This window comes from Phenylobacterium sp. (assembly GCF_025934275.1).
Lineage (GTDB): Bacteria > Pseudomonadota > Alphaproteobacteria > Caulobacterales > Caulobacteraceae > Phenylobacterium.
In genome coordinates this window covers 1-14466 of the sequence record NZ_JAICYI010000020.1, presented here as the reverse complement: position 1 = coordinate 14466, position 14466 = coordinate 1, and the positions used below count along the sequence as shown (strand labels likewise).

15 protein-coding genes and 1 tRNA gene are annotated in these 14466 nt (G+C 70.2%); 10 read left to right on the top strand and 6 right to left on the bottom strand.

Features of this window, described 5'->3' with window-relative positions:
- Positions 1–60 precede the first annotated feature (60 nt).
- From Q0W60_RS07145 to Q0W60_RS07130, 4 genes are all read left to right on the top strand, one after another.
- Positions 61–2328, top strand: coding sequence for a transferrin receptor-like dimerization domain-containing protein (locus Q0W60_RS07145; RefSeq protein ID WP_297694006.1), 2268 nt, complete (start codon positions 61–63; stop codon positions 2326–2328).
- Positions 2318–3016 (top strand): phosphoglycolate phosphatase, encoded by a 699-nt coding sequence (gene gph, locus Q0W60_RS07140; protein WP_297694004.1) that lies wholly within the window; start codon positions 2318–2320, stop codon positions 3014–3016. The genes Q0W60_RS07145 and gph overlap by 11 nt, the downstream gene beginning before the upstream one ends.
- 66 nt (positions 3017–3082) lie before the next feature.
- Positions 3083–3157: transfer RNA gene (locus Q0W60_RS07135), tRNA-Val, on the top strand.
- A gap of 201 nt (positions 3158–3358) precedes the next feature.
- Positions 3359–5719: a transketolase gene (locus Q0W60_RS07130; RefSeq protein WP_297694002.1), complete on the top strand. Its 2361-nt coding sequence runs from the start codon at positions 3359–3361 to the stop codon at positions 5717–5719.
- A 71-nt stretch (positions 5720–5790) separates the two neighbouring features.
- On the opposite strand, the gene Q0W60_RS07125 is transcribed toward Q0W60_RS07130, so the two are convergent.
- A complete protein-coding gene (locus tag Q0W60_RS07125) occupies positions 5791–6354 on the bottom strand; it encodes a YdcF family protein (RefSeq protein ID WP_297694000.1) in 564 nt (187 codons plus the stop codon).
- Positions 6355–6427: 73 nt separating this feature from the next.
- Between Q0W60_RS07125 and Q0W60_RS07120 the strand changes: the two genes are divergently transcribed.
- Entirely contained in the window at positions 6428–7105 is a 678-nt protein-coding gene (locus tag Q0W60_RS07120; protein WP_297694065.1) for a hemolysin III family protein, read from the top strand.
- Positions 7106–7111: 6 nt separating this feature from the next.
- Here Q0W60_RS07120 and Q0W60_RS07115 read toward each other — a convergent pair whose 3' ends face one another.
- Positions 7112–7438: a hypothetical protein gene (locus Q0W60_RS07115; RefSeq protein ID WP_297693998.1), complete on the bottom strand. Its 327-nt coding sequence runs from the start codon at positions 7436–7438 to the stop codon at positions 7112–7114.
- 261 nt (positions 7439–7699) lie between these two features.
- On the opposite strand from Q0W60_RS07115, the gene Q0W60_RS07110 reads away from it, so the two are divergent.
- Genes Q0W60_RS07110 through Q0W60_RS07095 form a run of 4 tightly spaced genes read left to right on the top strand, consistent with a single transcriptional unit; the run spans position 7700 to position 11206 of the window.
- Positions 7700–8827, top strand: a complete 1128-nt coding sequence (locus Q0W60_RS07110) for an MlaE family lipid ABC transporter permease subunit (protein WP_297693996.1) — start codon at positions 7700–7702, stop codon at positions 8825–8827.
- Positions 8824–9645, top strand: coding sequence for an ATP-binding cassette domain-containing protein (locus Q0W60_RS07105; protein WP_297693995.1), 822 nt, complete (start codon positions 8824–8826; stop codon positions 9643–9645). Before Q0W60_RS07110 ends, Q0W60_RS07105 begins: the two co-directional genes overlap by 4 nt.
- Positions 9645–10583, top strand: coding sequence for an MlaD family protein (locus tag Q0W60_RS07100; protein WP_297693993.1), 939 nt, complete (start codon positions 9645–9647; stop codon positions 10581–10583). The genes Q0W60_RS07105 and Q0W60_RS07100 overlap by 1 nt, the downstream gene beginning before the upstream one ends.
- A complete protein-coding gene (locus Q0W60_RS07095) occupies positions 10580–11206 on the top strand; it encodes an ABC-type transport auxiliary lipoprotein family protein (protein WP_297693990.1) in 627 nt (208 codons plus the stop codon). Before Q0W60_RS07100 ends, Q0W60_RS07095 begins: the two co-directional genes overlap by 4 nt.
- A 17-nt stretch (positions 11207–11223) precedes the next feature.
- Here Q0W60_RS07095 and folD read toward each other — a convergent pair whose 3' ends face one another.
- The gene (gene folD, locus Q0W60_RS07090) at positions 11224–12129 is read right to left on the bottom strand and encodes a bifunctional methylenetetrahydrofolate dehydrogenase/methenyltetrahydrofolate cyclohydrolase FolD (protein WP_297693989.1); all 906 of its coding nucleotides are present in this window, start codon (positions 12127–12129) and stop codon (positions 11224–11226) included.
- Positions 12130–12203: 74 nt separating this feature from the next.
- On the opposite strand from folD, the gene Q0W60_RS07085 reads away from it, so the two are divergent.
- Positions 12204–12671, top strand: coding sequence for a low affinity iron permease family protein (locus tag Q0W60_RS07085; protein ID WP_297693987.1), 468 nt, complete (start codon positions 12204–12206; stop codon positions 12669–12671).
- Here the strand turns inward: Q0W60_RS07085 and Q0W60_RS07080 are convergent.
- The 3 genes from Q0W60_RS07080 to Q0W60_RS07070 form a co-directional block, all read right to left on the bottom strand.
- On the bottom strand, positions 12668–13126 hold the full coding sequence (locus Q0W60_RS07080) for an NUDIX domain-containing protein (protein WP_297693983.1): 459 nt from the start codon (positions 13124–13126) through the stop codon (positions 12668–12670). The genes Q0W60_RS07085 and Q0W60_RS07080 overlap by 4 nt on opposite strands.
- Positions 13126–14133, bottom strand: a complete 1008-nt coding sequence (locus Q0W60_RS07075; RefSeq protein WP_297693981.1) for a S1/P1 Nuclease — start codon at positions 14131–14133, stop codon at positions 13126–13128. Before Q0W60_RS07075 ends, Q0W60_RS07080 begins: the two co-directional genes overlap by 1 nt.
- A gap of 39 nt (positions 14134–14172) precedes the next feature.
- The coding region (locus Q0W60_RS07070; RefSeq protein WP_297693979.1) for a glutathione S-transferase C-terminal domain-containing protein at positions 14173–14466 on the bottom strand (294 nt) is incomplete at its 5' end.

Below are 14466 nucleotides of genomic sequence, written 5' to 3'. Positions count from 1 at the left end.
GCCTTGTGGCCGGGCGCGAGAAGCGGCTAGCGTCCCGGCCTCAAGTTTGGGGGAAGTCTCATGAAGCGTCGTGTCCGTCTGTCCGCCCTGTTCGCCGCCTGCGCGCTGGGCGCGGTCAGCTCCGCGTGGGCCGCTGCGCCGCCGCCTCGCGCGGCGGACCTGGAAGCCCGCTTCGATTCGCAGATCGATCCGGCGGAAATGGGACGCTGGCTGAAGCAGCTCGCCTACGAGCCGAACCACGTGGGGTCCCCGCACGACAAGGCCAACGCCGAGTGGATCCTGGCGCAGCTGAAGGCCTGGGGCTGGGACGCCCACATCGAGGTCTTCGACGTCCTCTATCCGACGCCGATCAGCGAGACGCTGGAGTTGGTGGGCGGACCCGGCGCGCCGTTCAAGGCGACGCTGCAGGAGCCGCCGATCCCCGGCGACGAGTCGTCCCTCCGCGGCCAGGCCACGGCGCTGCCCGCCTATGTGGCCTACCAGGGCGACGGCGACGTCACCGCGCCGCTGGTCTACGCCAACTACGGAATGCCCGCCGACTACGACGCGCTCCAGCGCATGGGCGTCTCGGTGAAGGGCAAGATCGTCATCACCCGCTACGGCGGGGGCTGGCGCGGGCTGAAGCCGAAGCTCGCCCAGGACCACGGCGCCGTCGGCTGCATCATCTACTCCGACCCGCACGACGACGGGTATGCCACTGACGACGTCTATCCAAAGGGCGCGGCGCGTCCGCCGCACGGGTTCCAGCGCGGCTCGGTCGCCGACATGACGCTCTATCCGGGCGACCCCCTGACGCCCGGCGTCGGCGCGACCAAGACGGCCAAGCGCCTGACGCGGGAGGAAGCCACGACGATCCTGAAGATCCCGACGCTGCCGATCTCCTACGCCGACGCCCAGGTGCTGCTGGCCTCGCTCGGCGGACACGTGGCCCCGGCGAGCTGGCGCGGCGCCTTGCCGATCACCTACCACGTGGGCCCCGGCGGCGGTCAGGTCCACCTGGCCGTGAAGTCCGACTGGTCGCTGAAGCCGCTCTACGACGTGATCGGCACGCTGCGCGGCTCGGAACAGCCCGACGAGTGGATCATCCGCGGCAACCACCACGACGGCTGGGTGATGGGCGCGTCCGACCCGCTGTCGGGTCAGATCGCCCTGCTGGCCGAGGCCAAGGCGCTGGGCGGGCTTCTGAAGTCCGGCTGGCGGCCAAAGCGGACCATCGTCTACACAAGCTGGGACGGCGAGGAGCCGATGCTGCTGGGCTCCACCGAGTGGGCCGAGACGCACGCGGCCGAGCTGAAGGCCAAGGGCCTCATCTACATCAACTCCGACGGCAACGGCCGCGGCTATTTCAACGCCGGAGGCAGCCAGGATTTCCAGCATTTCGTCAACGAAGTGGCGGCCGACGTGAAGGACCCGGAGACCGGGGCCTCCGTGCGCGACAGGTTGCGCGCCCGTGAGGCCGTGATCGCCTCGGAGCCGGGCGCCACCGAGGAGGCCAAGCAGCTCGGGAAGGTGGCGCTCGATCCATCGAAGGACCTGCTGATCGGTCCGCTCGGCTCCGGCTCGGACTACTCCGCCTATCTGCAGCACCTGGGGCTGGCGGCCATCGACGTGGGCTATGGCGGCGAGGGCGAGAGCGGCGGGGTCTATCACTCGCTCTACGACGATTACGAGCACCACAGCCGCTTCGTCGACCCCGGCTTCGTCTACGACGCGACGCTGGCGAGGACGGTCGGGCGGATGGTGATCCGGCTCGCCGACACGGACCTGCCCGTGCAGCGCTACGGCGACTTCGCCGACGCGGTCGGACGCTACGCCGAGGAGGTGAAGAAGCTGGCGGACACCAAGCGCGAAGAGGCGGCGGCCCAGGCCAAGATGCTGGCGGCGCACGACTACCGGCTGGCCTCCGATCCCACCGAGACCAGCGGCGCGCCGACGCCGTTTCCGGCTTCGCCCGCGCTCGACTTCACGCCGCTCGACCAGGCCGTCGCCAAGCTGAAGGCGAGCGCCGGCGCCTTCGACGCCGCGCTGGCGGCCAAGGGCGCGGGCCTTCCAAAGCCGCAGCGCGGGCGCCTCGACGCGGTGATCCGCCCGCTCGATCAGGTCCTGCTGCGTGAGGAGGGCCTGCCGTTCCGCCCCTGGTACAAGAACATGATCTATGCGCCCGGCCGGTTCACCGGCTACAGCGCCAAGACCTTGCCGGGCGTGCGCGAGGCGATCGAGGAACGGCGCTTCGCCGATGCGACCACCTACATCGCGCTCACCGCCCAGGCGCTGAACGCCTACGCCCGCGAGCTCGACAAGGCGCGTGGGATCGTGGATGGCCGCTGACCGGGCGCTCGCCGGCGCGACCGTCGTCTTCGACCTGGACGGGACGCTGGTCGACACCGCGCCGGACCTGGTCGGCACGCTGAACGAGATCCTGCGGCAGGAACGCTTGCCGCCGCTGCCGCTCGAGGCGGCGCGAAACCTCATCGGCCACGGCGCGCGCCGGCAGCTGGAGCGCGGCTTCGAGGCGGCGGGAGCGCGCCTTTCCGCAGATCGCGAGGGCGAGCTGTTCGACCGGTTCATCGCCCATTACCGCGCCCATATCGCCGACGAGAGCCGCCCGTTCCCGGGCGCCGCGCCGGCGCTGCAGGCGCTGATCGCGGAAGGCGCGCGGCTCGCCATCTGCACCAACAAGCCGACCGACCTTGCGACCGCGCTGCTGGAGGCGCTCGACCTCCAGCGCCTCTTCGCCGCGGTCGTGGGCCCGGACGCCGCGCGCGCCCGCAAGCCGGATCCCCGGCACCTCGCAGCGGCGGTCGCCGCGGCCGGCGGCGCGCTCGATCGGACGGTGATGGTGGGCGACGCCTCGACCGACGCCGAAGCCGCCCGCGGGGCCGGCGTCCCGCTCGTCCTGGTCAGCTTCGGCTACACCGAGATCGCCCCCGCCGAGCTTGCGCCGGACGTGCTGATCGGGCGCTTCGAGGAGCTGCCGGGCGCGTGCCTGCGCCTCCTCGGCGCTTGCAGCGCCTAGGCCTGCAAGCTATACGCCCAACCCTTCTCGCGCGCCCCTTTCGCTTGCTGCCAGGGGCGCTCCGGCGGATGCGTAGCTCAGCGGGAGAGCACCTCGTTCACACCGAGGGGGTCACAGGTTCAATCCCTGTCGCATCCACCATTTTCCCAGTCCAGGGCGAGCCAATACTGAACTGCGGCGCGGTTGCATCGCTGTGCGACATTCCGAATCGCTCCGCGATCCTTTTCGGCCGATCCTGATCGGGCTCACCTGGGCGGACCTAGTCACCCGCGGGGTGTTCCGCAGCTGACGTCGGATCAATTAGGCAAGGATTTGCCCCGGGTCACGGGGTAACCTGCACGAATGTCCCAAGCTGCGCCGCGCCGCACGCCCTCCCGCCTCGCCAGCAACCGTGAGGTCGAACACCTGCAGCGGCTGGAAGCGCGCCTGCGCTGGCTCGCCACCTGGATGATCCACAACGCCAACCACCTGCGCGACAGCCGCGACGGGATGAAGGTCGGCGGCCACCAGGCGTCCTGCGCCTCGATGACGACGATCCTGGCGGCGCTCTACTTCCACGCCCTCCGGCCGCAGGACCGGGTGGCGATCAAGCCGCACGCGAGCCCGGTGTTCCACGCCGTCCAGCACCTCTATGGCCGCCAGAGCCGCGATCAGCTCGAGCGCTTCCGCGCGTTCGGCGGTGCGCAATCCTATCCGTCGCGGACCAAGGACAAGGACGACGTGGATTTCTCGACCGGCTCAGTGGGACTGGGGGTCGCGGTCACCGCCTTCGAGGCGCTCACCCAGGACTACCTGAAGGCCCATGGCTGGCTCGATCCGGCGCGCGAGGGGCGGATGATCGCCACCCTCGGCGACGCCGAGCTCGACGAAGGCAACATCTACGAGTGCCTGATCGAGGCGTACAAGCACGACATCAAGAACGTCTGGTGGATCGTCGACTACAACCGCCAAAGCCTGGACGCGACGACCGCGGACCGGATGTTCGACCGGTTCGACGACATCTTCGAGACCGCCGGCTGGCGGGTGATGACGCTCAAGTACGGCAAGGCCCAGGAGCGGGCATTCGCCCGGCCGGGCGGCGGCGCCCTGCGCGGCTGGATCGAAGACTGCCCCAACGCCGATTACGCCGCCCTCACCTTCCAGGGCGGCTCGGCCTGGCGCGAGCGCCTGATGGGCGACATCGGCCGCAAGCCCGGCGTCGCAGCGCTCGTCGGCAGCTTCGACGATGCGGCCCTCCACCAGCTGATGATCGGGCTGGGCGGGCACTGCGTGGAGAGCCTGATCGAGGCCTTCGATACGGCGGCGCGCGACGACACGCCGACCCTCTTCATCGCCTACACGGTCAAGGGCTACGGCCTGCCGCTGCAGGGCCACAAGGACAACCACGCGGGCCTGATGACGCCCGCCCAGGTCGAGGCGCTGCGGGTCTCGATGGGCATCCCGCAAGGCGCCGAGTGGGAGCCATTCGCCGGCCTGCCCGAGGACGAGGTCCGCGCCCTGACGGCTTTCGTGGACGCCGCGCCGTTCGCTGCGACGCGGACCCGGCGCTATGCCGCGGAGCCAGTTCCCGTGCCCGAGATCCCGGCCCCGCCCGGCGGCGAGCAATCCACCCAAGCCGCCTTCGGCCGCATCCTCCCGGATCTCGCCCGCACCCACGAGCCGCTGGCCGACCGCATCGTCACCACCTCGCCGGACGTGACCGTGTCCACGAACCTCGGCGGGTTCGTCAACCAGCGGGGCTTGTTCCGCAGGCGCGAGAGCCGCGACGTCTTCCGCGACGCCAAGATCCCCTCCCCGCAGCGCTGGGGCGGCGGGCGCGCCGGCCAGCACATCGAGCTCGGCATCGCCGAGCACAACCTGTTCCTCAACCTGGCCGCCCTCGGACTGGCGGCGCCGCTGTTCGGCGAGCGGCTGATCCCGATCGGCACCGTCTACGACCCGTTCATCTGCCGCGGGCTCGATGCGCTCAACTACGCCTGCTATCAGGATGCGCGGTTCATGCTCGTGGCGACGCCTTCGGGCCTGACGCTCGGCCCCGAAGGCGGGGCCCACCAGTCGATCTACACGCCGCTGATCGGCATCGGCCAGCCGAACCTCACCTACTTCGAGCCCGCCTTCGTCGACGAGCTGGCGCTGGTCATGCGCTGGAGCTTCGAGCATCTGCAGGCGGAGGACGGCGGCTCGGTTTATTTGCGTGTCACCACCCGTTCGATCCGCCAGCCCGAGCGGGCGGACGGCGCATGGTCCGCCGAGGCGCTGAAGGGCGGCTACTGGCTGAAACCGCCCGCGACGGGGGCGGAGGCCGCGCTGGTGTTCTGTGGCGCCGTCGCCCCCGAGGTCCTGGCGGCCGCCGAGGCGCTCGCCGACGACATCCCCGGCCTGGGCGTGCTCAACGTGGTCTCGCCGGGCTTGCTGCATCGCGACTGGATGGCCGCGCGCCGCGACCGATGGGCCGCAGGCCTCAAGCGGCAGAGCCAAGCCGAGGCGCTGCTGGGCGCGCTCGCGCCGCATGCGGGCCTGGTCACGGTGGTGGACGGCTCGCCGGCGACGCTCTCCTGGCTCGGCGGCGTCATGGGCCACCGGGTGAGCGCCCTGGGCGTCGACGCCTTCGGCCAGGTCGGCGACCTACCGGACCTCTACCGCCACTACCGCCTGGACCTCGAGGCGATCGTCGAGGCTTGCGCGGATCTCTACCTGGGGTGACGCTCGCGGCCCAATCTTCCCAGAGCTGCATGATGACCAGCCGAGCCGCCCGGCCGGCCGCGCCGCTCTGATCATCCGGCTTCGGCCGCCATTTCCGCGAGCAGGCTCCGGCGCTTCGCGAGCACCAGGACGAGGTCGTAGGGGATCGCCACGCCTTCGCGCAGCCGCATGCGCGCCCAGTGGCGCACGGACGTGCCGCCGCGGCCGGGCGTCAGCGGCCCCGGCGCGGTTGCAACGCCCAGCGCGCCCAGCAGCAGGCGGATTCTCGGCTGGTGGTAGCGGTCCGAGCAGATGACGCAATGGACGCCGCCGCGGGCCCGGGCGAAGCGGGCGGCCGCCACCACGCTCTGCAAGGTGTCGCGGCTCGCCTCGTCCAGCACCAGGCGGGCTTCGGACACGCCGCGCGCCGCCAGGATCCGCGCCATCACGGAGGCTTCGCTGGGCCCGATGCGCCCGGCCGCGCCCGAGCACAGGATCGGCGCCTCCGGCCAGAGCGCCGCGGCCTGCAGCCCATAGTCGATCCGCCGCGCCAGCGTCGGCGACGGCTGCCCGTCGGACCGCACCGCCGCCCCGAAGATGACGATCGCCGAGCCGCTCATCGGCGCAGCATGGAAGGCCTTGGGCCGGCTTGTCACCGCCTATTCACTTGCGCGGGGCAAGCCGGAGTCGCATCTCATGCAGGCGCGCCTCCCAGGCCTGGAGATCGCCATGAGCCTGCCACCGCCCGCCGCGCCGTCCAAGCCGCCGCGGCACTATCCGACCCCTGCCGCCAAGTGCGCCGATCTCGTCGTCCATATCGTCGGCCTGATGCTGGCGCTGGTGGGCGGCATCGTGCTGCTGGCGCTGACAGTCCAGGCGCGCTCAATCAGCCTGGTGGTCGGCGTCGCGATCTATGCGGCGGGGCTTCTGGCGATGCTCGCCTTCTCGACCGCCTACAATTTCGCGAGGCCGCAGCACCGGCCGGTCCTGCGCCGGCTCGATCACGCCGGCATCTTCCTGATGATCGCCGGCTCCTACACGCCGTTCACCACCCAGGACCTCACCGGCGCCTGGGCCTGGGGCATGACCGCAGCAGTCTGGTCGATCGCCGGGCTCGGCGCGCTCGGCAAGATGGTCTTCATGCACCTCGACCGACGCTTCTGGATCGGTCTCTACCTGGCGCTCGGCTGGCTGGTGGTGGTGGCCCTGAAGCCCATGCTGGACAGCGTGACCTGGGTCGCCCTGCTGCTCCTGGGGGTGGGGGGCCTGCTCTACACCACCGGCGTCGTCTTCTATGTCAACAAGCGCCTGAAGTTCGCCCGCGCGATCTGGCACGGCCACGTGGTCGCGGCCGCAGGCGCGCACTGGGCGGCGGTGCTCGTCGGCGTGGTGCTGGCGGCGCGCTGAGACCTCTCAGGCGCGGCTTTCCTTGCCGTTCAGCGGCGGCTGGTGCTGCTCGATCAGGTCGATCCGCTCGGCTTCGCGCACGGCGCGCGTGACGTTTAGCCGCGTGAGCACCTTGGCCCCGCCGTAGGTCTTGCGCGCCCGCTCGAGCGCCTGGCGCCAGCTCTGATTGGCCAAGTTGTCCGTCTCGCCGGCGTAGACCACCTTGGCGCCCTCGGGGGTCATCTCCGCGATCACGAAGTTCGCGCCGGCAGGCGGCAGGAACCGCTCCTCCTCCAGGGGCAGGTAGCGGTAGCGGGCGCCGGACTTGCCGGCGAGCTCGATCGGTCGGGTCAAGCGCACTCTCTCCAGAAATCGGCTTATTGGGGTCTGCGCAAGGCGGGCCCGCCCATGGATACCCGGCGGACTTGGGCCAAATGTGGGCCTAGCTTGGCCCTAGAGATGACGCCTGCGTGAGCTTGGCCTTGGCGGGTCTGCGGCGGCGCGGGCACAAGAGCGTTCGGCGCGCCGTTCGGCTCTGCTAGGCTCGCCCGCGAGGGACGCAGCGACTCGGAACGGGATCGCGCGCGCCCCGCTGGTCGGAGACCGCGCCCCGGGATGGACAGCCCCGCCGAATTCAAGGTCGAACCCGGCGAGAAGGGTCCCGCGGTCGCGCTTTCCGGCGACTGGACGGCCAATGACCTGGGGGGCGTGCCCGCTGCGTTGCGGCGCGCGCTGGGCCGCGAGCGGCCCGCGGTCTTCGACTTCACCGGCGTCGGCCGCCTGGACACCGCCGGCGCGTTCGCCGTGATCCGGGCCGCCGGCGACGGCTTCGATGTGGCCAAGGTCCGCGCGCGGCCCGAGACGCTGCGGCTGATCAGCATCGTGGCCGAGGCGGCCAAGGCGGGGCCGCCGCCCCGCCCCGCGCCGTCCGGCTTTCACGAGCTCACCATCCGCATCGGCAAGGGCGTGGTGAACGTGGCGATGGAGGGCGTCGACACCATGGTCTTCCTGGGGCACCTGCTGGTGGTCCTGGGCCGCAGCCTGGTGAGCCTCGTCGTCAATCCCCGGCGGATCCGCTGGGCGGCGGTGGTTTCGCAGATGGAGCGCGCCGGCCTCGATGCGATCCCGATCGTCGCCGTCACCTCCTTCTTCATCGGCGCCGTGATTGCGCTTCTCGGAATCAACCAGCTGCGCCAGTTCGGAGCCGAGGTGTTCACGGTCGAGCTGATCGGCATCGCGGTGCTGCGGGAGTTCGGCATCGTGATCACCGCCGTCCTGCTGGCCGGCCGCTCGGCCTCCGCCTTCGCCGCCGAGATCGGCGCCATGAAGATGAACCAGGAGATCGACGCCATGCAGGTTATGGGCGTCGATCCGTTCGAAGCCCTGGTGTTCCCGCGCTTCGCCGCCCTGCTGCTGACCATCCCCTTGCTGACCTTCGTGGCCGTCCTCGCGGGCCTGTTCGGCGGGCTGATGGTGACTTGGAGCGTGCTCGGGCTGGGCCCGACCTTCTTCCTGCAGCGGATGATCGACAACGTCGGCGTCACTCACTTCTGGGTGGGGCTGTCCAAGGCGCCGGTCATGGCCGCGGTGATCGCCGGCGTCGGCTGCCGGCAGGGCATGGAGGTGGGCGTCGACGTCGAGTCCCTGGGCCGCAGGGTGACCGCGGCGGTGGTTCACGCCATCTTCGCCATCATCATGATCGATGCCGCCTTCGCCCTGGTGTTCATGGAACTCGACCTGTGAGCGGGCCTGTCGCCGAGGATCCCGACGAGGCGGCGCTCGAGGGCGATGGGCCGGTCCTGGTGGTCAAGAACCTGCGCTCAGCGTTCGGCGATCACCTGGTCCATGACGGGCTGAACCTGACCCTCAACCGGGGCGAGGTGCTGGGCGTGGTGGGCGGCTCCGGGTCGGGCAAGTCGGTGCTGCTCAACACCATCATCGGCCTGAAGCGGCCGCGGGCCGGGACCATCCAGGTGTTCGGCCAGGACATCGCCCACGTGTCGGAACGCCGCTGGAGCGCCATCGAGCGCCGCTGGGGCGTGCTGTTCCAGGGCGGCGCCCTGTTCTCCAACCTGACCGTGCGGGAGAACGTCGCCGCGCCTTTCTTCGAGCACACCAGCCTCTCGCGACGGGAGATCTACGACCTCGCCGACCTGAAGATCGCGCTCGTGGGGCTGCCCGCTCAGGCGCGGGTGCTGAAGCCGGCCGAGCTCTCCGGCGGCATGAAGAAGCGGGCGGGCCTGGCGCGGGCGCTGGCGCTCGATCCGGAGCTGCTGTTCCTCGACGAACCGACCTCGGGGCTCGATCCGATCGGCGCGGCCGCGTTCGACGAGCTGATCCGCGACCTATCCGAGAGTCTGGACCTGACGGTCTTCCTGATCACCCACGACCTCGACACCCTCTACGCCATCACCGACCGCGTTGCGGTCATCGCCGACAAGAAGGTGGTCGCCACGGCCCCGGTTCGCGATCTAGAAACTTCTGATCACCCATGGATTCGCGAGTATTTCCTGGGTCCACGGGGGCGCGCCGCGGCCGCGATGGCCACGACGGAGGGTTGATGGAAAAGAACGCCAACTACGCTTTGGTCGGCCTCTCCACCCTCGTGCTGTTCGTGGGCTTGGTGATCTTCGTGGTCTGGCTCGCGCGCCTGCGCATCAACGCCGAGTACGACCTCTACGACATCCTCTTCCAGGGGCCGATCAACGGCTTGTCCCAGGGCGGCGAGGTGCGGTTCAACGGAATCAAGGTGGGCGAGGTGACCAAGATCGCGCTCGACCGCACCAATCCCAGCCGGGTGATCGCGCGCGCGCGCATCACCTCCGACGTGCCGATCCGCGCCGACTCCTACGCGACGCTGGAGCCGCTCGGCATCACCGGAGTGAACTACGTCCAGATCACCGCCGGCACGGCCACCAAGCCGCTGCTGAAAGACACCGTGCCGCACGGCACGATCCCGATCCTGCGGAGCCAGCGCAGCGCGCTCTCCGACCTGCTGCAGGGCGGCGGCACCGTGCTCACCCGCACCATCGAAGCCCTCGACCGGGTCAATCGGGTGCTCTCGGATCAGAACATCAAGACCTTCTCGACCGCGCTGTCCGACACCCAGGCCGTGACGGAGGAACTGCGCACCCACCGCCAGGTGATCGCCGACGCCCAGAAGGCGCTGCAGGACATCGACGTGGCGACCCAGAAGATCACCGACCTCGCCTCGACCAGCCAGAACATGCTGGACACCGACGGCCGCCGCAGCCTGAAGAACATCGCCGACGCCGCCCAGGAAGCCAAGGAGACCGCCGCCCAGGCGCATGCCCTGATGGACAAGCTGCAAGGCCCGACCACCGACTTCGCCAACAACGGCCTGCCGCAGATCACCGCCGCGGTGATCCAGATGCGCACCGCCGCCCAGGCGCTGCAGCGGCTGGTCGACGAGATCGAGGCCAGCCCGCAGGGGACGCTGGCGAAGCCCCCCTCCGAAGACCTGAAGGTGAAGCCATGAGTCGCGCCGGAGCCTTCCTGCGGCTGGGCGCCGCCATGGCCATCGCCCTGGCCCTCAGCGGCTGTGTTTCGCTGCTGCCGAAGAGCAAGCCCGCCCAGCTCTATCGCTTCGGCGCGACGCACGCGCAGCCCACCCGCCGCCCGCCCGGGAGTTCGACGGTGGGCGTCTTCTGGTCGGACGGCGCGTTTCAGCGGGAATCCGCCGCCGACCGCATCCTGACCGTCACCGGCGACAAGGTTGCCTACATCGCCGAGGTCCGCTGGGCCGCGCCGGCCGAGGTGCTGTTCGACCAGGCGGTGTTCGACGCCTTTGACGCCGCCGGCGGCCGAGTCCGGCTGGCGCCGCGCGGCGCGCCGGCGCCCACCGATTTCGTGCTGCGCGTCGACGTGCGCGACTTCGAGACCCGCTACGAGTCAGGGCCGAACGCGGCGCCCACGGTGCTCGTCCGGCTGCATGCGACGCTCACCCGCGACCGCGGGCACACGCTGCTCTCCGACCAGCTGTTCGAGGCCCGCGCGCCGGCCGCCGACAACCGCGTCGGCGCAATCGTAGCGGCATACGACAAGGCGGTGAACGACGTGCTGGCCCAGCTCGTCGCCTGGACGAACGAAAAGACCAGCTGAGTTTCTGGGAAGACGCCTCAGGCCAGGCCGACGCTCTGCTTGGCGGCGGTGACGGTGTTCTGCAGCAGGACCGCCACGGTCATCAGGCCGACGCCCCCGGGCGCCGGGGTGATCCACGCCGCCACCTTCGCAGCCTCCTTGAAGTGGACGTCGCCCACCACCTTGGTCTTGCCCTGCGCCGCCTTCACGGGATCGTCGAACGGCACGCGGTTGATGCCCACGTCGATCACCGCCGCGCCCGGCTTGATCCAGTCGCCGCGGATCATCCTGGGACGCCCGACCGCCGCCACCAGGATGTCGGCCTCGCGGCAGACCGCCGGCAGGTCGCGCGTCCGGGAATGGGCGACCGTCACCGTGCAGTCGGCCTGGATCAGCAGCTGGGCGACCGGACGGCCCACCAGCATCGAGCGGCCCACCACCACCGCCCGCAGGCCCGTAAGATCGCCGATCGTCTCGCGCAGCAGCACCATGCAGCCCACCGGCGTGCAGGGGTAGAGCCCCGGCAGGCCGCTCGCCAGCCGTCCGGCGTTGATCATGGTCAGACCGTCCACGTCCTTGGCCGGATCGATGGCGGCGATCGCCGCCCGCTCGTCGAGGTGCTTCGGAAGCGGCAGTTGCACCAGGATCCCGTGGATCGCCGGATCGGCGTTCAACGCGGCCACCAAACCGAGGAGCTCCGCCTGGGTGGTCTGTTCGGCAAGCCGGTGCGTGGCCGAATGCATGCCGGCCGCCTTCGACTGCTCGCCCTTGGAGCGGACATAGATCTGGCTCGCGGGATCGTCGCCCACCAGCACCACGGCCAAGCCGGGCGTCAGGCCGTGCTCGGCCTTCAGCCTCGCCACCTCTGCGGTCACCTGCGCGTGCAGCCGCTCGGCGTAGATCTTGCCGTCGATGATCTTGGCTGGGCCTGCAGACTCGGCCATGGCGACCTCCGGAACTGGGCCACGGACTAGCCGTTCATCGAGGGCTTCGCAAACCGGGAGGCCGCACGCGAGACATGGTCAATCTGAGCCAAGCCTTCTCACAGGCGGCGAGCGCCACCTCGCGCTGGACCGGCCGGCCCTCCGCCTTCCTGTTGTGTTGCTTCGTCGTGATCGTCTGGGCGGTCACCGGACCGGTGTTCAACTACTCCGACACCTGGCAGCTGGTGATCAACACCGGCACGACGATCGTCACCTTCCTTATGGTGTTCCTGATCCAGAACACCCAGAACCGCGACAACGCCGCCCTGCAGGCCAAGCTCGACGAGCTGATCCGCGCCTCGAAGGCCAAGAACGAGTTCATCGGCATCGAGAACCTGAGCGACGAGGAGCTCGATGACATCCTGATCGAGTGCGAAAAAAACCGGCCGGACGTCGTTCGCCGCGCAGAGGCCCGCGCGTCCGCCAAGCGGAAAGCGGATATCCGCCCGGCCGGCAAGAGCGCCACCCGCCGCACTCGCCAGCCCCCGCGCAAGTCCGCCTAGGCGCGCTCGCGCCGCAGCCAGCAGGCGAGCGCCCAGACGTGGGAGTCGCGGTCGAGCTCGAGCAGCGCCTCGTGCGGCGTGCGCCAGATGAGCGTGTGGTCGTGCTCGATCTTGCGGGCCACATCCTCGCGCAACAGCGTCCCCGCGAAGAACCGTCCGCGCGTGTTGTGGGATTCGTTGCTATCGTTGATGAAGTAGTGATCGGCCAGCGTGAACGGCTCGCCTTCCACCTCGATCACCAGGCCCGTCTCTTCGCCGTACTCGCGCACCGCCGCGTGGCTGGCGCTCTCGCCGTCCTCCAGGCCGCCGCCGGGCAGGTCGATGCGGATCCCGCCGGTCTTCAGGCTGACGTGCGCGAGCGCGATGCGTCCCTCGCGCGCCATCACCGCAAAGGCCGCAGGCCGGTCGGGATAGCTGCGGCCAGGCTCGCGCTGGCCGAACTGGGGGACGTTCATCAGTCGGTTCCGTAGAGGGCAGGATAGGGATCGGCCTTGCCGGCCAGCACGTCGCCGACGGCGACCGGCTTGTAGCCGACCGTCTCCTTGAGGCTGGTCCTCCACGCTTCGACGATCAGGTCGCGCAGCTCCGAGGCGCCGATCGCGAGCTGCCGGGTCGCGAACGCCGGCCCGCGCGGATCGCCGGGGTTGAGACCGCCGGCCTTTTCGAGCGCATAGAGCGGGATCGCCTGCCTGCCGGTGGCGGCCAGGTAATCGGCGGTGCGCTTATCGATGGCGCAGCCGCAGAGCCTGAGCGGCGCGACCGCGCTGGCCACCGCCGCCGGCCGCACGCTCTGCGCCACCAGGTCGCCCTCGAAGGGCCCGTGGATCTTGGCGTTGGTGAAGCCCTGCGGGTTCGGAAAGTCGCCCCAGCCGTTGTAGTGCACGCTGACATGCAGCGGCTGGCTGCCGTCGCCCACGAAGTGCGACAGCTCGCCGATGTCGATCAGGATCTGTTGTTCGCGCCGACGCTTGTCGGCGGCGAACCAGGCGCGGTGCGCACGCCACTGCGGATTGGCCTCGGCCGCGGTCAGCACCCGCCAGTAGGCGAAATCCTTGGCGAGCTGCTCCCAGCGGTCGACGATCGAATAAGGCAGCCAGCCGGCCTTCCAGCTGTCCTGGCCCACGGCCCTAAGCGCGCTGTCGTAGTCCTCGCGGGTCGGCGGCAGGTTGGCCAGCGTCGGGCCGTGGAAGATCCGCCCATCGTCGCCCAGGTCCACGAAGTGCGCCGGGTCGCGCTCATTATCGTGCACCTTGCCCGCGGCCTTGGAGCGATCCGGCTCGCGGGAATATTCGCCCACGTCGATCGCGGCTTGCGGTGTTCTCAGGAACCCCGGCAGCTCGGCCGGCGCGGCGCGCATCGCCGTCTCGCCGATGATCCGATGTCCGGTGCTCCCCCACGCGAGCGCCACGCAGGGCGCGGTGAGGACGATCACGCTGGCGAAGGCGGCGAGGCGGCGGCGCATGGGCCGGGTTTGGCCGCACTCGCCGCGGCTTGCAAGGGCTCAGTCGGGGATCCGAAACGCCGCTTCCACCCGGCCGATCCAGGCCTGCACATTGGGATAGTCGGAGAGCGCAAAACCGCCCTCGCCGGCCACGCGAGTATAGGCCACCAGCGAGATGTCTGCGAGCGTCGGGCGGGCGCCCACCAGGAACCGCGCTCCCGCCAGCGCATCCTCCAACCGCTGCAGGGCCGCCTTGCCACGCTCCACCAGCCGCGGCTCGAGTTCGGCAGGGTCCTTGCCGAGATGGACCTGGAAGCGCGCCACCGCGACGTAGGGTTCGTGGCTGTACTGCTC